The sequence below is a fragment of the Granulicella sibirica genome, from assembly GCF_004115155.1.
Taxonomy (GTDB): domain Bacteria; phylum Acidobacteriota; class Terriglobia; order Terriglobales; family Acidobacteriaceae; genus Edaphobacter; species Edaphobacter sibiricus.
Genome location: NZ_RDSM01000001.1, coordinates 2,450,423 through 2,471,852 on the forward strand (window position 1 = coordinate 2,450,423; position 21,430 = coordinate 2,471,852).

General features: G+C 61.9%; 23 protein-coding genes. 15 read left to right on the plus strand and 8 right to left on the minus strand.

All coding sequences use genetic code 11. The features are described 5' to 3' along the window. Positions 1-19: 19 nt before the first annotated feature. Positions 20-1,516: a cysteine--tRNA ligase gene (gene cysS / locus GRAN_RS10185; RefSeq protein ID WP_128912760.1), complete on the plus strand. Its 1,497-nt coding sequence runs from the start codon at positions 20-22 to the stop codon at positions 1,514-1,516. A 150-nt stretch (positions 1,517-1,666) separates the two neighbouring features. Next, the gene (locus GRAN_RS10190) at positions 1,667-1,936 is read left to right on the plus strand and encodes a hypothetical protein (protein ID WP_128912761.1); all 270 of its coding nucleotides are present in this window, start codon (positions 1,667-1,669) and stop codon (positions 1,934-1,936) included. A gap of 5 nt (positions 1,937-1,941) precedes the next feature. Here GRAN_RS10190 and GRAN_RS10195 read toward each other — a convergent pair whose 3' ends face one another. Together GRAN_RS10195 and GRAN_RS10200 are read right to left on the minus strand one after the other, a co-directional pair. Continuing rightward, the gene (locus tag GRAN_RS10195; RefSeq protein ID WP_128912762.1) at positions 1,942-4,629 is read right to left on the minus strand and encodes a TonB-dependent receptor; all 2,688 of its coding nucleotides are present in this window, start codon (positions 4,627-4,629) and stop codon (positions 1,942-1,944) included. An 84-nt stretch (positions 4,630-4,713) separates the two neighbouring features. Then, positions 4,714-5,133, minus strand: a complete 420-nt coding sequence (locus GRAN_RS10200) for a DUF2946 family protein (RefSeq protein WP_128912763.1) — start codon at positions 5,131-5,133, stop codon at positions 4,714-4,716. A 126-nt stretch (positions 5,134-5,259) separates the two neighbouring features. Between GRAN_RS10200 and GRAN_RS10205 the strand changes: the two genes are divergently transcribed. Continuing rightward, entirely contained in the window at positions 5,260-6,351 is a 1,092-nt protein-coding gene (locus GRAN_RS10205; protein ID WP_241654449.1) for a hypothetical protein, read from the plus strand. An 11-nt stretch (positions 6,352-6,362) separates the two neighbouring features. Here the strand turns inward: GRAN_RS10205 and GRAN_RS10210 are convergent, their stop codons facing one another. Both GRAN_RS10210 and GRAN_RS10215 read right to left on the minus strand, forming a co-directional pair. Further along, positions 6,363-7,490, minus strand: coding sequence for a sensor domain-containing diguanylate cyclase (locus tag GRAN_RS10210; RefSeq protein WP_241654450.1), 1,128 nt, complete (start codon positions 7,488-7,490; stop codon positions 6,363-6,365). 123 nt (positions 7,491-7,613) lie between these two features. Further along, on the minus strand, positions 7,614-8,744 hold the full coding sequence (locus GRAN_RS10215; RefSeq protein ID WP_128912764.1) for a GTP 3',8-cyclase MoaA: 1,131 nt from the start codon (positions 8,742-8,744) through the stop codon (positions 7,614-7,616). Positions 8,745-8,952: 208 nt separating this feature from the next. On the opposite strand from GRAN_RS10215, the gene GRAN_RS10220 reads away from it, so the two are divergent. After that, positions 8,953-9,399, plus strand: a complete 447-nt coding sequence (locus GRAN_RS10220) for a hypothetical protein (RefSeq protein WP_128912765.1) — start codon at positions 8,953-8,955, stop codon at positions 9,397-9,399. Positions 9,400-9,457: 58 nt separating this feature from the next. Here the strand turns inward: GRAN_RS10220 and GRAN_RS10225 are convergent, their stop codons facing one another. Both GRAN_RS10225 and GRAN_RS10230 read right to left on the minus strand, forming a co-directional pair. Next, positions 9,458-9,742 (minus strand): hypothetical protein, encoded by a 285-nt coding sequence (locus GRAN_RS10225; RefSeq protein WP_128912766.1) that lies wholly within the window; start codon positions 9,740-9,742, stop codon positions 9,458-9,460. A 135-nt stretch (positions 9,743-9,877) separates the two neighbouring features. Continuing rightward, positions 9,878-10,150 (minus strand): hypothetical protein, encoded by a 273-nt coding sequence (locus GRAN_RS10230; protein ID WP_128912767.1) that lies wholly within the window; start codon positions 10,148-10,150, stop codon positions 9,878-9,880. Positions 10,151-10,316: 166 nt separating this feature from the next. On the opposite strand from GRAN_RS10230, the gene GRAN_RS10235 reads away from it, so the two are divergent. Both GRAN_RS10235 and GRAN_RS10240 read left to right on the plus strand, forming a co-directional pair. Further along, positions 10,317-10,499 (plus strand): hypothetical protein, encoded by a 183-nt coding sequence (locus GRAN_RS10235; RefSeq protein ID WP_128912768.1) that lies wholly within the window; start codon positions 10,317-10,319, stop codon positions 10,497-10,499. Between the two features lie 40 nt (positions 10,500-10,539). Continuing rightward, positions 10,540-11,262 (plus strand): SIMPL domain-containing protein, encoded by a 723-nt coding sequence (locus GRAN_RS10240; RefSeq protein ID WP_128912769.1) that lies wholly within the window; start codon positions 10,540-10,542, stop codon positions 11,260-11,262. Positions 11,263-11,265: 3 nt separating this feature from the next. Here the strand turns inward: GRAN_RS10240 and GRAN_RS10245 are convergent, their stop codons facing one another. Further along, positions 11,266-12,162 (minus strand): hypothetical protein, encoded by an 897-nt coding sequence (locus GRAN_RS10245; RefSeq protein ID WP_128912770.1) that lies wholly within the window; start codon positions 12,160-12,162, stop codon positions 11,266-11,268. 95 nt (positions 12,163-12,257) lie between these two features. Here GRAN_RS10245 and GRAN_RS10250 point away from each other — a divergent pair, with 95 nt between their 5' ends. The 9 genes from GRAN_RS10250 to GRAN_RS10295 all read left to right on the plus strand — a co-directional run bounded on the left by GRAN_RS10250 (position 12,258) and on the right by GRAN_RS10295 (position 20,095). Further along, a complete protein-coding gene (locus tag GRAN_RS10250; RefSeq protein ID WP_128912771.1) occupies positions 12,258-12,956 on the plus strand; it encodes a site-2 protease family protein in 699 nt (232 codons plus the stop codon). Between the two features lie 224 nt (positions 12,957-13,180). Continuing rightward, positions 13,181-14,371 (plus strand): tryptophan--tRNA ligase, encoded by a 1,191-nt coding sequence (gene trpS / locus GRAN_RS10255; RefSeq protein ID WP_128912772.1) that lies wholly within the window; start codon positions 13,181-13,183, stop codon positions 14,369-14,371. Beyond that, positions 14,371-15,336, plus strand: a complete 966-nt coding sequence (locus tag GRAN_RS10260) for a segregation and condensation protein A (RefSeq protein WP_128912773.1) — start codon at positions 14,371-14,373, stop codon at positions 15,334-15,336. The genes trpS and GRAN_RS10260 overlap by 1 nt, the downstream gene beginning before the upstream one ends. Before the next feature lie 76 nt (positions 15,337-15,412). Beyond that, positions 15,413-15,670, plus strand: a complete 258-nt coding sequence (locus GRAN_RS10265) for a hypothetical protein (protein WP_128912774.1) — start codon at positions 15,413-15,415, stop codon at positions 15,668-15,670. 57 nt (positions 15,671-15,727) lie between these two features. After that, the gene (locus GRAN_RS10270; RefSeq protein ID WP_128912775.1) at positions 15,728-16,072 is read left to right on the plus strand and encodes a cell division protein ZapA; all 345 of its coding nucleotides are present in this window, start codon (positions 15,728-15,730) and stop codon (positions 16,070-16,072) included. A 302-nt stretch (positions 16,073-16,374) separates the two neighbouring features. Next, a complete protein-coding gene (locus GRAN_RS10280) occupies positions 16,375-17,169 on the plus strand; it encodes a prolipoprotein diacylglyceryl transferase (RefSeq protein WP_128912776.1) in 795 nt (264 codons plus the stop codon). Then, the gene (locus GRAN_RS10285) at positions 17,159-18,367 is read left to right on the plus strand and encodes an RluA family pseudouridine synthase (RefSeq protein ID WP_128912777.1); all 1,209 of its coding nucleotides are present in this window, start codon (positions 17,159-17,161) and stop codon (positions 18,365-18,367) included. The genes GRAN_RS10280 and GRAN_RS10285 overlap by 11 nt, the downstream gene beginning before the upstream one ends. Positions 18,368-18,376: 9 nt before the next feature. Further along, complete coding sequence (locus GRAN_RS10290; RefSeq protein WP_128912778.1) at positions 18,377-19,405, plus strand: VWA domain-containing protein; 1,029 nt, start codon at positions 18,377-18,379, stop codon at positions 19,403-19,405. An 81-nt stretch (positions 19,406-19,486) separates the two neighbouring features. Further along, complete coding sequence (locus GRAN_RS10295; RefSeq protein ID WP_241654451.1) at positions 19,487-20,095, plus strand: hypothetical protein; 609 nt, start codon at positions 19,487-19,489, stop codon at positions 20,093-20,095. Between the two features lie 260 nt (positions 20,096-20,355). Here the strand turns inward: GRAN_RS10295 and GRAN_RS10300 are convergent, their stop codons facing one another. Continuing rightward, positions 20,356-21,426, minus strand: a complete 1,071-nt coding sequence (locus tag GRAN_RS10300) for a SurA N-terminal domain-containing protein (protein ID WP_128912779.1) — start codon at positions 21,424-21,426, stop codon at positions 20,356-20,358. Positions 21,427-21,430: the final 4 nt, after the last annotated feature.

Genomic DNA, 21,430 nt, shown 5'->3' on the forward strand with positions numbered 1-21,430 from the left:
GCAGCAGGAAACAAAGCGCGTGCCCCTGGAACTCTTCAACACCCTCTCTGGAAAGCTCGAAACGCTCACGCCCATCGGCGCCCCCGCGCTGCGCATGTACGCTTGCGGCCCTACCGTCTACGACTACGGCCACATCGGCAACTTCCGCACCTTCCTCCACGTCGACGTCCTCCGCCGCTTCCTCAAGCAACTCGGCATCCCTGTCAACCACGTCATGAACGTGACTGATGTCGACGACAAGATCATCCGTAACGCGACCGCCGCGAAGATGCCGATCGCCGAGTACACCCAGAAGTTCGAGAAGGCCTTCTTCGAGGACCTCGACTCCCTCGGCATCGAGCGCCCCGAGCATCTCCCCCGCGCCACCGAGCACATCCCCGAGATGGTCTCGCTCATCCAGCAACTCGCCGCCAAGGACTTCGCCTACCAGGCCGAGGACGGCAGCTGGTACTTCCGCCTCTCCAAAGACAAGGACTACGGCAAGCTCGCCAAGAAGGACCTCGAGAGCATCGAAGACGGCGCCCGCGTCGACCTCGACGAGTACGACAAGGACCACGCCCGCGACTTCGCCCTCTGGAAGGCCGTCAAAGCCGGCTCCGACGGAGCCCTCGAGCATAACTGGGACACCGCCCTCGGCCAGGGTCGTCCCGGCTGGCACATCGAGTGCTCCGCCATGGCCACCAGCCTACTCGGCGACTCCTTCGACCTCCACGCCGGCGGCGAAGACCTCATGTTCCCGCACCACGAGAACGAGATCGCCCAGTCCGAGTCCGCCTCCGGCAAGACGTTCGCCCGCCACTGGATGCACGTCCGCTTCCTTCTGGTTGAAGGCCGCAAGATGTCGAAGTCCGAAGGCAACTTCTACACCCTCCGCGACCTGCTCCTCAAAGGCTACCGCGCCTCGGCCATCCGCTTCCTCATGATCTCCGTGCCCTACCGGCACCAGCTCAACTTCACCTTCGACGGTCTCACCCAGGCCACAAATGCCGTCGAACGGCTGCGCACCTTCCACCAGCGCCTTCTCAAAGGCACATGGCCCGAGAGCGATCCAAACACGACCCTCGCCCTGCAGATCGAAAAGTCGCAGGCCGAGTACACCGCCGCCCTCTCGAACGACCTCAACACCGCCGAAGCCCACGCCGCCATCTTCGACATGGTCCGCGCCGTCAACTCCGCCGCCGACGCCGGAACCCTCTACAAGGCCGAAGCCGAGTCCGCGAAGAAGGTCCTCGACCTCTTCGACGGAGTCTTCGCGGTCCTCGAAGACAAAGATGCCGACCTCACCCGCATCGCCCTCGCCTGGGCCGAGCGCGAAGGCCGCATGGACCAAGCCGACCCATCCTTGGTCGCCACGCTGTCGTTATCCGAAGAAGCTATACAGGGTCTCATCGCCGAACGCACCCAGGCCAAGAAGCAGCGCAACTTCGCCCGCGCCGACGCCATTCGCAACGACCTCCTCGCCAAGGGGATACTGCTCAAGGACGGCCCCACCGGCACGGAGTGGTCGCGGAAGTAGCCGGATTGTTTCTGAAAACGGCACGGTAACCCCTGGCCGGAACCAAAGTGTGTCCTCCCCCATGGCACCCGTACCGTAGCCCAAAGCCTCGCTTATCGCTACTATCGGCATCGAAGGGTAAAAGTTCAGTCCGAGAGGAAAGAATTTTCGATGACCGAGATGACCGATACATTCGCCGCTCCGTACCAGATCAGCGACCGCTTCCGGAAGGTCGTCGAAGCGCGCATCGAAAGGCTCGAGCGCGACGCCGAAGAGGACATCCGCCTCATCCCGACGCTCCTCAGCGAGGATCATAAGCGGAGGCAGAGGCTGCTTGCGATCTCGCAGATCGAGCAGGCCATCCACCTCCGCGTCCGTCTCTCCCTCACCGAAGCCTACGCCGGTGATCCGTTGGCCAGTAGCTTCCAGGCCTTCGCCTAAAGCAGCTAGAAGCTGTAGCTGACCTGCGCGGTCACTGTCCGGGGCGAAACATAGTGCGTTCCCGAGAACGTCGACAGGAAGTTGTACAGCGCGTACTTGTTCGTTACGTTGACCGCCGTGATTCGCGCACTGATCCGGTGCTTGTCCGTGTTGAACAGGTTGTCATCCCCAAGCACCATGTCGAACAGGCTCCGGGGAGCGATCCGTGGAGGATTCCGGTCATCATCCTCGGTATTCGGCGCCGGAATGCTCAGGAGCTTCGACGTAAGCTGTGTGGCCGCGCATGAAGTGAAGCCCGAGGTGGGTGTCGCCTTCACGCCATTGCAGATCAGCCCAGCCTGGAACTGCTCGTCCGCCGTCAGCCCACTCAGGTCGATCCCCGGCTGACCGTTCGCCAGCGTAATCGACCCAGCCGCGCATCCACTGTTCGCTCCAAGGACGTTGTAGCATGGCGCCGCGCCAGCTACGAGTCCACTGTCATACCGCCAGTTGAACCCATACCAGAGGCTCTTCCGGAACGGCAGCGCGTACTGGATATGTGTCGTCTCGTTGAAGCGTTCGTCGTGGTCAATCCGGAATGGAAGCCCACCCGCCCGGCCCACCGTAGCTCCAACCCCGCCAACCTGCGGATTGAAGAATCGCGCCGCCACCGACGACATCACCACAAACGCGCTAAATCCCTTCACCTCGGTCAGATTCGCCCGCGCCGCAAAGCCCGGGATCTTCGAGTTATGCCACTCGATCGGGAACGTGATCGGCGTAGCTCCCAGCACGCTGAAGTCGTACGCATTGTGCGTGTACTTCCAGATGTAGTCCCCACCGATAACGAAGTGCTTCCCGATCCCCTGCTGAATCCCCGCATGAATCTCATTCCGGAACCCCGGATTGAACGGCGCCGGCTGGCACGTCCCAAGCGTCTCGAACACCGCCTGGATCACCGCATTCGTGCACCCCGTACTCGAAAGCACAAGATTCTCGTTGAACGGAGTCTCCTGCGCCCGCGCATACGAAGCCCGGATCACCGTATTCGTCTTCTTGAAGTTGTACGAGAGCCCAAGCCGAGGCTCCGCCTGCCGCTGAATGGCAAGGCCGTTATAAATGTCCCCACGCATCCCGGCGTTCATCAGGAAGTTCCCGATCGTCACCTGGTCCTGCGCATAGAAGGCAAGCTGCTTCACATCGGTCTGCCCGTGATAGCTGTACGTCCCTCCGCCCCGAGTCAGGTCATACGGAAGCAGGATCGGATTGAAGTTCGGGTTAGGATTCGCGCATGTCGCCGGATTCGCCGTCCCCGGCAGCGGATTGCCGTTCGCGTCGAGGCATGGTGAGTTTAACGTCGGATCCACGAGCCCGATCTGATCGTTCTCCCGCAGGAATGTCTGCTGATACATCCCGCCGATCTTGATGTTATTCACACCCTTCGAATAGGACAGGTCCGAGTGAACGCCCGCATTCAGCAGCGACCTCTGCTGCCCCACCGTCTCCTGCTGAATCGGTCCAAGGTCCGCAAACGGATTCTTGCTCGGATAGTACTGGTACGAGTCCCTCCGGAAGTAAGGCGCAAAGTTCAGCACTGCCTCGTTGCTGATGGTCCGCGTATATGTCGGCGCAAAGAGGTACGTCTCGATCTTCGACCTCTGATCCGCCTGCCCAACCAGCGCACCCGTAATCGGGTCCGTTGCCCCAACGTTCAGCGTGTCATACGAGTTGGGTGTCTGGAACCACGACCGCGTGTACTGCAGATTCGTATGCACTGAGCTCACATCGCTGAACTGGTAGTCCACCCGGTCGAAGAAGTTGATCAGGTTGCCCTTGTCGTGGAGCACCGCGAACTCGCCCGGATCGAGAAACCGGCCCGAGTTCAGTCCGCTCACAGCGATAAAGTTGCCAAAGTTCTTCGTTCCGAACGCCAGGTTCCCGCTCACGTCCGCCGATCCAAAGCTGCCGTACGACGTGCTGATCTCTCCCGTAGGCTTCGTCACACCCTGGCCCGACCGCGTCGTCACCTTGATCACGAGGCTCGTCTTATCTCCATACTCGGCTGGCGGAGCCCCGTCGATCACCTCCAGCGATTGCACCGCATCCGCCGGAATCTGGTTGGAAAACACCTTGCTCTGCTGATCCGTAATCGGCTGGCCATCCAGTGAGAATGAGTTCTCCGCATGGTCCCCAAGCCCATGGAACAGCCCATTCGAATCCGCCGCCACACCTGGTGACGACAGTGTCACCAGCGAGCTCAACTGCGATGAGGCACTTTCGAGCGGAAGCTTGTCGATGATCGCCCGGTCGATATCCGTATGGAAGGTTGAGTCGTTCTCGGTCAGGTCGGCACCCGCGTCCACCGTCACCTCTGTGCTCGATCCAGCGATCGTCATCTGCACCGCCACCACCATCGGAACCACGGAGTTCACCGCGACATTCTGCGTCTTCGCGTCGAAGCCAGAACTGGTCGCCGTCAGCCGATAGCGGTCAAACGGAATGTTGTAGAAGTGGAAGACGCCCGAGGCGTCGGTCGTAGCCTTGCGGGTAAAGCCGCTCACCGGATTCGCGATCTGAACGGACGTATCGGGAATGACCGCGCCGGTTGAATCCGTCACAGTGCCTGTCACACTGCCGGATGTACCCTGCGCGAGGGCGAAACCCGCGCTGATTGCCAGAAGCGCGAGGAAAAAGAACGATCGAAGCGATTGCATGAAGAACTCCTGAAGCCGGAACGAACGGGAGCACACCCGGGGCCGACGATTCAATAAACCTTTTAGAAGGAGAAAAAGTAGAGGCTAAGCGGCGAGAGCCGTTGCGGGAGGAGGCCTGCTGGCCATCTCGAACCGCCACGAGAACGTCCGCTCCATGCTGTCCACAGGAGCGACCGGCCGGGCCACCCGCATAAGCGCAACCTGCGGAAGCGAGGTGAGCACCGGGAGCGCGGCATGCATCGCCACACAAAGCGGACAGCGCACAGCCGAGTCGGGAGCCGAATGCTGATCGCCATTATCCGGAAGCCCTGTCTGCACAGAAGCTTGTGCTGAGACACTTTGTGTCTGGGCCGACAGCGCAACCGTTATCCGCGCATCCTCGTCATGCGAGTGACAAACCTGCGCCGTGCTCGCCACGCCGATCAGCGCCATGCAGAAGACCGCCATCCACCGCAGCCACATGGCCGGCAGGGCAGTCCTTCCGCGTTGTGTGTTCCTCTTCATGGAGTTGTACGCTGCTATTAGTCTTGCATACTCAACAAGGGAAGGGTACCGGGAAGCGGGAACCTCGCTCGCCGGACCCACCAACTGTCTTCACGTCTGCGTCTAACCCTGCGGAGTTGTCTGTTTATGATGCGTCCTGAAAACCCCACACCCGCGCCTGCACGCACCTTTGCTCGCTTGCTTCTTTGGACGTTTCTTCTGGCGGCATGTCTCACAGCGCCCGTCATCGCACAGAGCCACACCGCAGTCCCATCGGACGAGACCCGCCCGCCCCATCGCACCCGCCTCATCCTCAAGGACGGCAGCTACCAGATCGTCATGAGCTATAAGGTCCAGGGCGACGTCGTCCGCTTCGTCAGCGCCGAGCGCTCCGGAGACACCGAAGAGATCCCCACCGCGCTGGTCGATCTCGACGCGACCCGCAAGTACGAGCAGGCTCACACTCCGCCTGATCCCAACGCCCCACAGCAGGACAAGCGTCCACCGGCTCTCGACCCGGAACTCATCAAGGAAGAAGCCGATCGCGCCTCACGCACCCCCGAAGTCGCTCCTGACCTGCGCCTCGACACCGAAGACGCCGTTCTACTGCTCGACACCTTCCACGGCGCACCCGAGCTCGTCCCACTCGTTCAGAGTGGCGGCGACCTCAACAAGAGCACAGCCCATAGCTTCGTCAAAGGCATCGTCAACCCACTCGCGAGCTCCCACCAGATCGTCCAGATCAAGGGCACCCGCGCCCCCGTCCAGAGCCACGTCGCCGAACCCGTCCTCTATCTCCGCCTCGGTGATGAGGTCGGAGCCCCCACCGGCTCCGCTCCCATGGTCGTCGATACCAGCGGCTCCCACGCCGACGCGACGAGCGTTCCCACAGGGGGCTCACCCGACAGCCGTTACGTCATCCTCCGCGCCGACGTCCGCCAGGATGTTCGCGTGCTCGCCAGCTTTAAGATCAGCGCCCTCGGCACTGTACACCGCCAGGAAGACGTCGTCGAAACCAAGACCGAGATCCTCCCCGGTGGCCACTGGATGAAGCTCACCCCCACGCAACCGCTCGATTTCGGCGAGTTCGCTCTCATGGAGGTCGTGTCGGAGAAAGAGGTCAACCTCGGCGTCTGGGACTTCGGCGTCCACCCCACCGCCCCGGACAACCGCGACGCTCTCCATCCCGAACCACGCCGTCCAGCCTCCCTCGAACGTCACCCACGCGACAAGGAATAACGAGTGTCAAGCTAAGAGGGCCGAGCCCCGTCCATCGGCGGATGCATCCCACCCACAAGCCCCGCCGGAGGGCTCATTCCAGGCATCAGCCCGACGCCCATCACGGCAAGATTATTCCGCGTCGTCTTCTTCACCTCATACATCATCGCGTCGGCAGCTTGCAGCATCTCGTGGACCGACTTCCCATCCTCGGGAAACGTCGCCAGTCCAAAGCTCCCGGTCAGCCGCAGTGAAAGAGCCTCGGACTCGAGAAACCGCGTCTCCTGCAGCCCCGTGAAGAGCTTCTTCGCCAGCCCCACAGCCTCGTCCTTCCCGGTCCCCGGCATCAGCACCACGAACTCATCCCCGCCATACCGAAACGCCGAGCATCCACGGCCGATCCTCTGCCGGATCATCTCGCCCACCTCTGCCAGCAACCGGCTCCCCACCAGGTGCCCATGCTTGTCATTGACCGACTTGAACCTGTCAAGATCGAAGAACAACAGGCTGAACTCCTCACCGCCGCTTGCCTTACTACGAAGCACGCACTCCTCCATCAGGCTGTAGAGATGCCGCGCGTTGAACAGCCCTGTGCAGTCATCCGTGATGCTCAGCAGGTGAATCAGCTTCATCGAGTTCGCGTTCTGAATCGCGATTGCCGCGTAGTCGCACAGGATCCGCAGAAACGAGATCGAGTATTCGGACATCAGGTCGAGCTTGCTGTTCAAAATCTGCAGCACGCCCAGCGTCTTCCCGTTCGACCGGATCGGAACGCAGGCCATCGAGTTGATCCTCAACTCGGGATGCTTTCGCGCGAACTCCGACCAGTGCGGATCCAGCATCACATCGGGCACGACCAGCGGGTTTCCGGTCTCCGCCACCCACCCGGCAACACTCTCGCCCATCTTCACCCGCAGGCCCTTCAGCCTCTCGGCCTGTTCGCCCACCGCAATCTCGTAATAAAGCTCGTTGGTGTTTTCATCCACCATCAGGAGCGACCAGCGCTCCGGCCCGAAGAAGCCGGCCATCTTGTCCATGATGGCGAGGAGGATTGTTTCGAGTTCGAGCGTGGAGGTAAGCGCACGCGCTACGTCATGGAACACCTTGAGGTGATCCATCTGACGGCTCTCGATCACCTGGAAAGAAAATTTGTTCGCCATGGGAACCCCCGTAGGAACACTCAAATATTCAGAACGACATGGTCTGACATACGTGGCCCGTCTCGCTCGATCTCTGCCGAGTAACAACAAAGTAGCACATGGTAACGGCTAAGTACCACATTTCTAACCGCCTATGTGCACCATGCTCCGGGACGGCTGCTCGAATCCAGCCTCGCCGATATGGTGGCGCGCTTCCTTTCGCATGACCACTTGCCGGATATACGCAGCTAGTTCGTCATCGGTTCCACCGCGCTGCATCCGCCCATGCAAATCGTGATCGCTCTGCGAAAACAGGCACGTCCGGATCTTTCCATCGGACGTCAGCCGCACCCGGCTGCAGTGTCCGCAGAACGGCCGCGACACCGGCGCGATGATTCCAATCTCACCCATACCGTCGTCGAACGTGAATCTCCGCGCCGTCTCGCTCGCCGCATTGGGAGCCAGATCGCGCAGGGGACGCAGCGCCTTGAGCCGCGCCACGATCTCGTCCATGGTAACCACCGTTTCGGGCTTCCACGTGCGATCTTCCTCGAGCGGCATGAACTCGATAAACCGCACGATCACGCCCTCTCGCCGCGAGAACTCCGCGAACGCCTCGATCTGCCCGTCGTTGAACCCGCGCAGCAAAACGCAGTTCACCTTCACCGGTCCAAGTCCGGCCGCCTGTGCCGCCCTCACACCTGCAAGAACCTTCTCGTAGGACCGCGGAACCCGCGTAATCCTAGCGAACGTCTCGGCATCCACGGCATCCATGCTGACCGTCACCCGGTTCAGCCCCGCCCGTTTCAACGGTTCCGCCAGGCCCTCCAACAAATGGCCATTCGTGGTCAGCGCAAGATCCAGCGGAAGCCCTTCCGGAGCATCCTCCGGTCCACCCCACGCCGAGGTCCGCGTTCCGTCCGGCAGGAAAGCCGTCCGCATCCGCGACAACTCTTCGACCATCTCCACAAGACCAGCCCGAAGCAGCGGCTCACCGCCCGTCAGCCGTACCTTCTCCACCCCAAGCGAGACGAACAGCCCGATCATCCGCACATAGTCCGAGATGGGAAGCTCGGTGTACAGTGCCCCTTCGTTGCCCGTGCGGCAGTACACGCACCGGTAATTACACCGGTCGGTCACTGAGATCCGCAGATCCGTGATCGCCCTCCCGAACTTGTCCCGCAGCCTTTCCTCCGCAGGCACGAGCGCACTCAGGCGCGTGTCGCCGAGCACGGTAAAAAGGTTCGATTGCAGGTCAGTCACGAGGGTTGCCATAAAAACTCAGTCTATAGCTAGGATGCCGACCCGAAGACATCGATTCACCCCACCCACCAATGCCGTTCACCCAATCAGAACGCCGCTCCCGGGATGATCTTCCTGGCACTTCCGTTTCTTCTTGATCGAACTCCTGCGATTGATTAACGTTGGGCGCACGGCCCCGCACTCCTCTGCTTCGCACGACGCTTCAAGAGGCCTCCCGGTCATGGCGACTCCCGATACCTTTCAGCTCTGGATCTCAGCGCAGACGATTCCCCTCGCTATCCTCGCAACCCTGCTCGCTGCCGGGTTTCTCCTCCTTTACCTCTCCGCCCTGCGCCGCCGGCGCGCCCTCATTCGCGAGCGCGCCGGCCACACCGAAGAAGGCTTCGTCCGCCACCTCGCCACCTTCGGCTTCGACCCCGCCATCGCCCGCAGCACCTACCGCTATCTCCAGGACGTTCAAAACGTTCACTTCCCCATCCTGCTGCACGACGCGCTCGACGAAGACCTCGGCCTTGGCACCGAAGACGTGGACGAGTCCCGAAAGGATTTACTCGCCGCAAACCAGCGTGAACTCCGCCCCGGCCTCCGCCACGAGCCCCTCATCACCGTCGAAGACCTCATCCGCTTCATCCAGGCCTCACCCCGCCGCCGCGACGAAGCCGCCTGACCACAAACAGAAAAGCCGGTCCCCGAAGGAACCGGCCCGTCTCAACCTCTCCAAACGCTTAGTAGCTGATGAACTCGTTGCTTCCACGCCGAAGGTGGATCCCCGCGGCGCCGAAGATGATCGCAAGCGCGGCAGTCATCATGTTCCAGTACGCTATCGGATGCGTCCAGCCCGGCGAGTAGGTCAGATCCTGCCCGGACCACAGCGTCAGTAGCGTCGAAACGATGATGCACTGGAAGCAGATCACCAGGAAAAGCTGTCCACGGCGACGACGCCGATCGAGCGCCTCCACCTCATCCGGTGTCAGGTTCCGTTCCGCCGCAGGAATCAACAGGTTCGCCATCAGCAATCTCCCAGGTACGTCAAAGCTTCTCGCGTTCGTACAGACCGCTCACAACGCTATTACATCACAGCCCAGGCACTTCGGGAACTGGAAGAGAGGTCCTCGCGCGAAATCCACGGAACCCCGCTCCCGAATCTACAAGAACGCCACCGACTGCAGCCCAACCACATCGAATCGCTTCCGGCACCGGATATTCTTGCATCCCATCGGATCGTCCCGCCGCACCATGTAGCTCTGCGCCTTGGCGAACCGGGCTTTATCCCGCTCGTCCGCCCCGCGCGGCAGTTGCGCCTTCTTCCTCCGCACAATCCACGACACCTGATATTCACCCGGCTGCCCGCAGTGCGGACACGTCATCGTATGTGTCCGCATCTCCGATTTTTCATCAAAAAAGTCCCGTTCTTCCATCCGTCACCTCGTTTCCCTACATCCCGCTGACGATTGGCTCACCTTCACCCCTCGTATTGATAAGATGCGCCTTCGAATCCCGAAGCCCATCCGAAGCTGAGTATTGCATAATCACCAAGGGCTTCGCAGTTCCGTCCTACACACGCCGAAACCGGCCAGGAACGCCATGAGCAAACCAAAAAAGCGCGTCTTCTCCACCGTCAAAGCGGTCAAAGCGAACGCTCGCGAGCGCATCGGATCACCCCCACCCGAGCGCGTCATTCCCGATCCGAAACAAAAGGCCGCTGCCAAGCCGAAGCATAAAGAGACCCTCGCCGATCTCCTGAACCCCGACCCGGACCGCGCCTGACCCGGCCCGATCCCCAAAGATCCCAGAAAGCCAGACCCCCATGCGCCTCTCCACGAAGCCCTTCCTCCTGCTAGCCGCTTTCGCCGCCACTCTGCCCGTGTTCTCCCAGACCATCCAGGTCAACAAGGACAACCGCACCATCGCCATCACCGCCACCGACGAGGCCTCCGCCCCAGCCGACCTCGCCGCTGTCACCGTCGGCTTCGAGACCTTTGGCGCCGACCAGGCCCAGACCTACGCCGACGCTACCCGCACTTCGAACGCCATCAACGACGCCCTTAAAGCCGCCGGAGTCCAGCCCGACCAGATCGAAAGCCGCGAGCAGAACCTCTCCCCCATCGACGAAAACGACAAACTCCACTTCGCCAAAGGCCTCCGCTTCCGCTTCTCCCAGTCCTGGCAGGTCACCGTCCCTGCCGCAAACGCCGCCGCAACCCTCCATGCCGCCGTCCTCGCCGGGGCCAACAACAGCGGGAACATCGAGTGGAAGCTCAAGAGCGAAGACGCCGTTGAAGGAGACGCCGCCGCCAAAGCCCTCGAACACGCCCACAAAATGGCCGAACGCATGGCCCAGGGCCTCGGCATCAAGCTCGGCCCCCTGGTCTACGCCAGCAACCAGGCCCAGGCCCGTCCGGTCATGATGATGAGCGCCATGGCCCGAGGTGCAGCCGCTCCGATGCCAAAAGCCCTCAAACCACTCGCCATCTCGCCCGAGAAGATCACCCGCTCCGCCACCGTCTACGCTGTCTTCTCCGTCGAATAGCCTCTATCGCGCCGGGTGAATCACATACTTGTACATGTAAGCCCGCAGCGTGTCCTTATGCTCTGCCCGGTACCCCGGGTAGTCCTGCGCGATCCCCGGATCCCAGTGGTCGAGCAGCACGCAGCTTTCGAGCATCCCATCTTTATCGAGCGCTTGCATTGACCTGAGCGTGGGATCAAGCTGCCCGTCCGGCAACCTCCCATCCTTCTGCATTGCCGCCACTGCCGCCAGCACCCCACGCAGACTCTCCATCTCCTCCGCCAGCGAATCCCGATACGCCTTCTCCGCCGGATATCGCTGGTGAAACTCTCTCCCACTCCACGCCGCAGGGGCAGCAGCATAAGCCGCCCAGGCTTCCGCAGCCGGCCGTTTCGCAGTTCCCGGATCGACCGCCGGCCTCACCTGCCCCTGCGCGTCAACCGTCGCTCGCGCTGGCAGACGAATCGGCGGATCAGACAAATGCGCATGGTTCGCGTCCGCCCACCGCTTCAACCCCTGCCGCGGAGCCTTCACATACGGCTCGGCCAGGATCGCCTCCACGAACTTCTCCTCCGCACCCTTCATGTCGGCCGCCTTCATCAGCGCATCGCCCCAGAGCCGATAAGCCGCCTCGCGGTTCGGATCGATCGCCACCGCCCGCGCATAGTAGGCAACCGCCTTCTGCGGCTCTTCCAGCCGCGTCTCGGTCTCCCCTGCCAGCGTTACCGCCTCGTAAGCCTTCGTATCGGCTGCGGCCGCCTGCTCATAAAGGCTGAGTGCACCCCGCAAATCCCCTTCCGCAAAAGCCTTGTTTCCCCGCGAGATCGCATCAGTCTTCGCTTGTGCGGGCGAAGCCTGCACCCCGGCCATCCCCGCCAGCAACAAAGCGGCCAGTCCCAAAGCCCGACGCCCAGCGATCATCCGTCCCAACCTCCAGGCGCACCGAATCCCGTCCACCACGTTAAACACCGCTCCCAGCCCTTTGGCAAGCCGCAACCTCGATAGACTGGAACGATATGAGTCTCGACGTAGCCCTCGTCCTCTTCCAAGTCGTCGTACTCTTCTTCACCATCTGCGTCCAGGAATGCGCCCACGCCTACACCGCCTGGCGTCTCGGCGACGCGACCGGCAAGATGCTCGGCCGCATCACCCTCAACCCCCTCAAGCAGCTCGACCTCATCGGCTCGGTGATCTTCCCCGTCATCGGCCTCTTCTACGGCTGGGCACCCATCGGCTGGGGCAGGCCGGTCCCCGTCACCACCCGCAACTTCCGCCACTATCGCCGCGACGACATCCTCACCGCCCTTGCCGGCCCCGCCTCCAACCTCGGCCTCGCCATAGCCGCCCTCCTTCTCCTCGTCGTACTCAAGCACAGCATGGCCGGGGGCTCCCTCGCCGTAGTCGCCGCCATCTTCGTCGCCTTCAAGAGCCCAGGCATCGACCTCTCCGTCCTGCCGGCCCTCTTCCCCATCGCCCTCCTCCTGTATTACGTCGTCTTCATCAACCTCACGATGTTCGTCTTCAACCTCATCCCCATCCCGCCCCTCGACGGAGCCACCGTCCTCCGCCACTATCTCCCACCTGGAGCCCTGAAGATCTACGACAACCTCGGTATCTTCTCCCTCGTCATCTTCTTCCTCCTCGGTGGCCGCATCATGAGCATCTTCTTCCCCCCACTGCTCAACATCTTCAACGGCGTTCTCAACACCCTGTAAGCGCCCGTCTTCTCCAACCGACCCACAAATGATCGGGTGCCCCATCCTCACCGACAGCTTCATCGTCGGTTAGGGTGGGAACGTAAACCGCTCAACCCACGCGCTGTTACCGTTGCCTCTCTGGTTGTCATTCCCTGAGGGAATCTGCGTTTGCCGTTGCCGTTATCCGTTGTGCCGTCCCAACTACGACCACACCCCTTCATGTACCCTTAAACCAAGAGCAGATGACCGACCCCACCCCCCAAACCCCACACGATCCGCGCCCCCGCGTCCTCTCCGGCATGCGCCCCACCGGACGCCTCCATCTCGGCAACTACATGGGAGCCCTCTACAACTGGGTCCAGCTCCAGCACGAGTTCAACTGCTTCTTCTTCATCGCCGACCTCCACGCCCTCACCACCGAGTACCCCGACCCCAAAGGAATTGCCGGAAGCACCGATCAGGTCGCCCTTGATTTCCTTGCCGCCGGCCTCGATCCGAAGCTGTGCACTCTCTTTGTCCAGCAGGACGTCCCCGCGCACGCAGAACTGAACCTCCTCCTGGGAAACATCGTTCCCGTCCCCTGGCTTGAGCGCGTCCCCACCTACAAGGACCAACAGGAGCAGCTCAAGGAAAAGGACCTCGCCACCTACGGCTTCCTCGGCTACCCCCTCCTCCAGACCGCCGACATCCTCCTCTACCAGCCCAGGTACGTTCCCGTAGGCAAGGACCAGGAGGCCCACGTCGAGATCACCCGCGAGGTCGCCCGCCGCTTCAACCAGCTCTATCCCGGCAGCTTCACCATGGCTGAAGGTGCCGCCCCGTGGGAGTTGGAAGCGGTGAAGACCAAGGCCCGCAAGCTCTCCGGCGACCCCAAGAAAGAAACCTTCTCCCCCCACGAACTCATAGCCGCCGCACCCCAGACCAAGCTGAAGAGCGCCTACGGCACCCACACGATCCTGCCCGAGCCGGAAGTCCTCCTCACCCCGTCGCCCAAGCTTCCCGGCATCGACGGCCGCAAGATGTCCAAGAGCTACAAGAACACCATCATGCTCTCCGACCCCGAATCCGAGGTCCGCTCCAAGCTAAAGGTGATGGTCACCGATCCCGCCCGCGTCCACCGCACCGACTCCGGCAATCCCGATGTCTGCCCCGTCTTCGACCTCCACAAAGTCTTCTCGACGGACGAGACCCAGCAAAAAGCCGCCGAAGGCTGCCGCTCCGCCGGAATCGGCTGCATCGAGTGCAAGGGCTGGCTCACCGACGCCGTCGTTGAAACCCTCGCCCCCATCCAGGAGCGCCGCCGCCACTTCGAGCGCAATCCAAGCCTCGTCGAGGACATCTTCCACGACGGAGCCATCCGCGCGCGCGCCCGCGCCGCCGAAACCATGTACCAGGTCCGCTCCGTCATGGGCCTCAGGCAGCCGAGGTCATAATGCCCGAAGACACCCTCGATCCCATCAACCCGGCACCGGAGACGGCTGACACCCAAAGAGGCGAGCCGCATTCGGCCCCCTTTGCCCTCGAGCCCCGCCCCATCCAGCCTCCCCTCCCCGAGCCCAAGCGCAACTCCCCGGCCAAGGAGGAAGCCTCCCAGTCCCCGTTCTCCATCACGGTAGGCCAGGTCTACGACGGCCCCATGGACCTCCTCCTCGACCTCATCCGCAAGCAGAACATCAACATCTACGACATCCCCATTGCCCGCATCACCAACCAGTTCCTCGAATACACCCACCACCTCAAGCAGACCGATGTCGACGCCGCCGGCGACTTCATCTACATGGCCTCGCTCCTCATCCACATCAAGAGCAAGACCCTCCTCCCCCGTGACCCATCCGACATCCTCGGAGCCGATCCCGAAGATCCACGCCGCGAGCTTGTCGAGCGCCTCCTCGAGCACGAGCGTTTCAAAGCCGCCGCCCAGATGCTCATGCAGAAGCAGCAGATCGAGGAGGCCACCTGGTCCAACCCCGGCCTCCGAGCGTTCACCAAGGACCTTGCCCTCGCTGAAGGCCAGACCGGCGTCCCCGCCGGCATCGATCAGGAGATCGCCGCCGACACCGTCGACCTTGTCCGCGTCTTCCAGGAGATCCTAGAGCGCCTCCGCAAGCGCCCCGTCCTCAACGTCGACGAAGAATCCGTCACCGTCGCGCAGATGATCGAGTACGTGAAGCGCCGCCTCGTCATGGAAGAGAAGCCCGTCTCCCTTCGCCGCCTCCTCCACAACACGCACTCCGAACGCGCCCTCATCTGCATGTTCCTGGCGATGCTCGAACTCGTCCGCCTCCAGGCTGTCCTCCTGCATCAGCCTGTCCTGCAAGGCGACATTCTCATCAAAAAGACCGACGCCTTCGACCAGGTCGTCATCGACCAGGCCGCCACCCGCGACGACTGGCGCTAAGAACTCAACTAGATACCCCCTCCGTGCTATTTACAAACGAATCTTCCACCATCCGCCTGTTTATACTTCAGTACATATGAGCGAAACCAACATCAGCGTCGACGAGTTCCAGGCGCTCGAGCAGAAAGTCCTCCGCGCGGTCGAAATCGTTCGGCGCGAGCGTGAGGCCCGTGCCGCCGCCGAGGCCGAAGTCGCCCAACTCCGCGAGCTCCTCGACATGCAGACCGCAGAAGCCAACGAGGCGCAGGGCAAGGTCGCCACACTTAACCAGGAGCGTGAGGCAGTCCGCCTCCGCGTCGAAAAGATGCTCAGCCAGATGGACGAACTTCTGTAAACCGCATTAGCCACACAACGGCCCACATCGTAACCAGCGAAAACGACAGGAAAACGGATGCCACACACCGAAAACTCGCTGACAGACCACGCCGTCCTCGTAGACATCTACGACCAGATCTACCATCTCCGCGGCACCGATCCCGTTTATATTGAGAACCTTGCAGCCTCAGTCGACGCCAAGATGCGCGCCGTCTCCTCCCACGGCAGCACCGTAGACAGCCTGAGAGTAGCCGTCCTCGCCGCCTTAAATATCGCCGACGAACTAGCCACCCTCCGCCAGCGCTATGAGGCGCTTTCCGGCTCCCTGCAGCAGTCGCAGACGTCCATGCGTTCGCGTGCCGGTTCCATTGCGGGAATGCTCGACGACATACTCATCGAGCCAACGCGCAAAGCGGGATAGAAATCAGCGGCTGCGTCAACTTGCAATGCCTGACCCATCCGGTTAGCATCCAACCTAGAAACCGGCCTGCAAAGCAGGTGCGGGGAATACCGCTGGTTGAACCAATACTCATTGAACAGGGATCTCTCTCGTATATATGGCTCGGTGCGCAGTGTCCGCCAGTCCGGAATGCCTAAAGAGCCACGGCGAGGTCCCGCCGTCTTAGGACGGGTTCACCAGCGCCTCGCTGCACGGCCCCGCGGGTCGGTTTTGCAAATCTTCTAAGGGCGCGGCGTACGACGAAGCGCGTATCACCCAACCCAGTGCACGCCAATCTCTTCCACCTCGGTCATCTGCACATCCCCGTCTTCAGCGCCTTCGCTGTAGTGGGGCTCATTGTCGCGCTCCTGCTCAGCCAGCGCACCGCGCCTCTCGCGGGCATCGAGCCGGAAACCATGTGGGACGCTGGAATCGCCGCCACCATCTCCGCCTTCGTCATCTCCCGCCTCCTGCTCGTCGCGACCAACTTCAAAAGCTTCCTCGCCTACCCCCTCCTCATTTTGACTCTCCCCTCCATCACCGTCTCGGGCGTCATCCTCACCGGCTTCGTCATGGTTCTCTTCCTGCGCCGCCGCGAGGTCTCCATCGGTCGCGTCCTCGACGCCGCCTCGCCCTGCCTCGCGCTCCTCTGGGCCATCGTGAGCCTCGGTTCCTTTGCCACCGGCAGCCAGGGCATGCCTACAAACCTCCCCTGGGCAATCGACGACTCCGTCCTCGGTCCCATTCACCCGGTCGAGGTCTACACCGCGCTCGCCGCCCTGCTGCTCAGCATCGTCCTCTTCCGCTCTCTCACTTTCCGGGATCAGCGCGGCTATCTCGCCGGTCGTCCAGCCGCCACCGGCCTCTTTCTCGGCGGAGGCATCGCCTTCTTCCTCGACTTCCTCACCCAGCCTGCCGACCCCACCCGAGTCGTCCTCCTCGACCCCATTCAGTGGGTCGCCCTGGCGCTCATTCTCCTCGGTATCCTTATCCTCGTTCCGCAGATCATCTCTGAGAACGAGCCACCCGTCTACTACGATCCTGAAGCCGAACAAGAATCGACCCCCCATGCCGTCTAAAAACATGCTCCCCAAGGGGCAGCGTCATCGCTCCGTACGAGCCGAGTATGTCGCTTCCCGCGGCGTCGAGCCAGAACTCCCACCGCCCGTTCCCGTCCTGGACCTCGAAGACGATGCCGATACCGAAGACGGCATCCGCTCCTTCCGGGCCGACCCCGCCGCCGCCGGCCTCCGTCTCGACCAGTACCTCGCCCAGGCCATTCCCGATATCAGCCGCGCCCGCGTCCAACTCCTCATCGAAGCCGGCCAGGTCCGCGTCGACGGAAAAACCGCCAAGCCCAAAATGAAACTGGCTGGCGGCGAGCCCATCGAGATCGAAGGCGCACCCGTCCCGCCCCCCCTCCACGCCATCCCCGAGGACATCCCCCTCGACATCCTTTTCGAGGACAAGTACCTCGCCGTCATCAACAAGCCCGCCGGCATGATGGTCCACGCCGGCGCCGGCACCACCGACGACGCCCGTAACCGCGGAACCCTCGTCAACGCCATCCTCTTCCACCTCAACAAACTCTCCGAGATCGCCGGCGACCAGCGCCCCGGCATCGTCCATCGCCTCGACAAGCAGACCAGCGGAGCCATCGTCGTCGCCAAGGACGACAGCACCCATCGCAAGCTCGGTGACATGTTCCAGGCTCGCCAGGTCCACAAGACCTACATCACCCTCGTCCACGGTCGCATGGCCAAGGATCACGTTACAGTCGAACTCCCAATCGCCCGCGATCTCGTCCGCCGCACCCGCATGACCACGCGCCGCGCCGATGGCCGATCGGCCCGTTCGCATATGACGGTCCTCGAGCGCTTCTCCACTCCCTACGGCCCGTTTACCCTCGTCGAGGTCAAGATCGAGACCGGGCGCACCCACCAGATTCGCGTCCACATGCAGTCTCTTGGTCACCCCATCGTCGGCGATACCCTCTACGGCGCTCCTCACATGATCCGCACCGGTGGGGGTACCAGCTCCGACGAGACCTCGCTCTCGCTCGAGCGAAACTTCCTCCACGCAGCCCACCTCGCCTTCACCCATCCGCAGACCGGCAAGCCCATCGATACCCACGCACCCATGCCGGAAGAACTCGAAGACTTTCTCGAAGCCCTGAAGGCCGGTCCGCTCACGAGCCCCGCCAAGTCTAAGTCAAAGGTTTCAGAAGCACTTTCCGACCCACCGTCCGCCGCTCCAGACGATCCCACCCATGAGTAGAATCATCCAGTGACCGCCTTCCGCAACCTCCGCCGTTCCAGTCCCTTCCTCGCAGCCTCTGTCGTCCTCGCCGTTGCCGCTTTCTCAGCCTCAGCGCAAGCCCCGCAGACGACCCCGGCCCGCGCGCCGGCCGCTCCCGCTCCGCAGCAACCGGCACCACAGCAGCCCGCGTCGCAGGAACCCAGCACCGACGGCCCCATCACAACCCTTAAGGCCCGCGTCCTCGAAGTCAATCTCATCTTTACCGTCACCGATAAGCACGGTCACTTCATCAAGGACCTGCGCCAGCAGGATTTTGGCCTCCTCGACGACCGCAAACGCCCCGAGTCGGTGATCCGCTTTACCCAGCAGACCAACCTGCCCCTGCGCGTCGGCGTCATGCTCGACACCTCCAGCTCCATCCGCCGCCGCTTCCAGTTCGAGCAGCAGGCCGCCAGTGAGTTCTTCACCCAGGTTCTCCATCGCAACGACCGCGCCTTCGTCGAGGGCTTCGATATTCAGACCGACATGGCCCAGGGCTTTACCAACAACCCCGCGCTCCTCGGCGTCGGCATCGACAAGCTCCGTCCCGGCGGCGGAACCGCCCTTTACGACGCCCTCTACAAGACCTGCCGCGACGAGATGCTCACCATCCGCGAAGAGGGCTCGACCCGCAAGGCCATCGTCCTCGTCTCCGATGGCGACGACAACTACAGCCGCGCCCTCGAGTCTGACGCCATCAAGATGTGCCAGCGCGCCGAGACTATCGTCTACGCCATCTCCACCAATGTCAGCCTCAACAAGGACAAGGGTGACGACGTTCTCAAAGCCATCGCCGAGGCCACCGGAGGCACCGCCTTCTACCCCGCCCGGATCGAAGACGTCGCCGTAGGCTTCCGCAACATCGAGGAAGAGTTGCGCAGCCAGTACTCGCTCGAGTACAAGCCGTCCGACTTCAAGACCGATGGAAGCTTCCGGACAATCTATCTTCATGCGATCGATCCGCGTTACGTCGTCCGTGCCCGTACCGGATATTTCGCCCCTCGCGCCGACCAGTAGCGGCGGTGAAATCCAAAGGAATCAGCGGCCCGAGCAAAACTTTTAAGGTCTTACCCGTGTCCTAGTAAGCGGGGATCACCTATGCGAACTATGCTCATCAGCAGCAGAACAACCACGACGACCGTTTCCACCGCCTTCGCCTTCCTTATCGCCGTGCTGTTGTCGTCCGCCCACCTGGTCGCCCAGCAGCCCCCCGGCATGGCGGAAAGCCTCGCCAACCTCGCCGATCAGCCCGCAACCCGCGCCTCTTTCACGTTCGACCGCTCCATGATGCAGATAGCCGAAAGCATCATGGACCAGAACGGCGTCGATGGACACCGCCTCACCGCCGCCCTCAACAGCGTCACGGTCGACACTTACCGCTACAAGCATCCTGCCTTCTACACCCCTGAGGTCATGACCTCGATCATCCACAACTACAACGCTGCCGGCTGGAAGCACCTCGTCAATGCCAACGGAGACCCCGCGGCCAGCGCTCAGCCTCACGCTTCCATTACTGACCTCTGGCTACACTTCCGCGGAGCTGAGATCGACGACGTCACCGTCCTTCTCCGCGCCCCCACCAACATGAACGTGATCGAAGTCTCCGGCCTCCTGCGCCCGCTCGATCTCGTCCATCTCAGCGGCCACTTCGGCATCCCCAAGGTCGACCCCAGCGCAGTCATGGTCGCCGCGCCCCCAGGCAAGTAGCTCCGCCGAACCACAACTCTTGTAAGTTTTTGGTAGAGCGCTCCCTCCGCCGAGAGATCGACATGAAGGACACCCTTGGAGCAAATGACGGATTCTTTCGGAAAGAACCTCAGCGGGGGTGAGCTCCGAGACCGTCTCTCTAAAGGAGAGCGTCACTCGTTCTGGGTCGATCAGACTGTGCTCACTGGGCCTTGCTCGCCATGCGATCGATCATGAATAGAATCCATTGGTTTGCGCGTCTTGCTTGAGCATGACGGCGCCTAGTGAGCGTCGTTCTTGAAAATTTGCTCGGCGTAAAAATTCTCGATCCTGGCTTGGTCGCGGAGCATTTCGAAGTAGGCGTTCTTAAGTAGCTGCGAACGGCCTTGGCGAAGCTGCTCACGAATAGCCTGCTGTACGCGGGGGTCGCTTAGCTCACGCTGGCCGGCGGGTTCGCGGGAGATGAGCTTGTAGATGGCATAGCCTGCGGGCTTCTTCGTCTGGGGATCGGCGAGGAGGGGAAGGATATCAGTGATCTGGCCGGCTTTGAGCTTGGTGATGGCAGCGTAGGCATTGGGATCGGCGTGCATGCTCGTATCGCCTACGAAGCCCATGTCGCCGCCGCTGGAGGCGGTTTCGGGGCGCTCTGAGAAGTTCATGGCGAGGGTACCGAAGTCTTCACCAGTGTCGAGCCGGGCTTTGAGGGCCTCGATCTTCTTCCTGGCTTCATCATCATTGCTTGCTTTTGAGCCCTGAAGATTGCCTGCCTGTTGTGAGGGCTGGTTGGTAACCTGGATCTGGGCCAGATGGTACTGGGTCTCCATCAGATTGAACTCAGCCTTGTGCTGGTTGTAGTAGTTGCTCACATCGTTGTCGGTGACGGTGATCTTGGAGGTGATCTCCTTATTGATGAGCCTCTCAATGGTCAGGGAGCGGCGGATCTTGCGACGGAGATCATCGATGGTGTCCTTGCTGTCACGCAGGCGCTGGGCGAAGACTTCTTCGGTGAAGGGCGCCTTCATCTCGGTGAGTTTGGCGTCTACCTCCTCGTTGCTCGCGGTGAGGTTCATCTTGGCTGCTCGCTGCTCGACGATCTCTTCGTCAATAAGCTCACGCATAGCGTTGAGCTTGAGAGACTCGGCCTGATCGCCTGTGGGAGCGGGCTGCTGCGGATCTCCAAGAGCGGCCTGGTAGGTCTTGTCGAGGTCAGACTGCATGATGGCTTTGCCGTTCACCGTAGCGACGACGTCTGCGTTGTGGCCCGTCTTGCAGCCGACGAACAGAAGGATGGGGAGGAGCGACAGCCCGAGAAAGATCGGGGCGTGCGTCCTAGGGATGCGAAGAGCTTGCATGGGA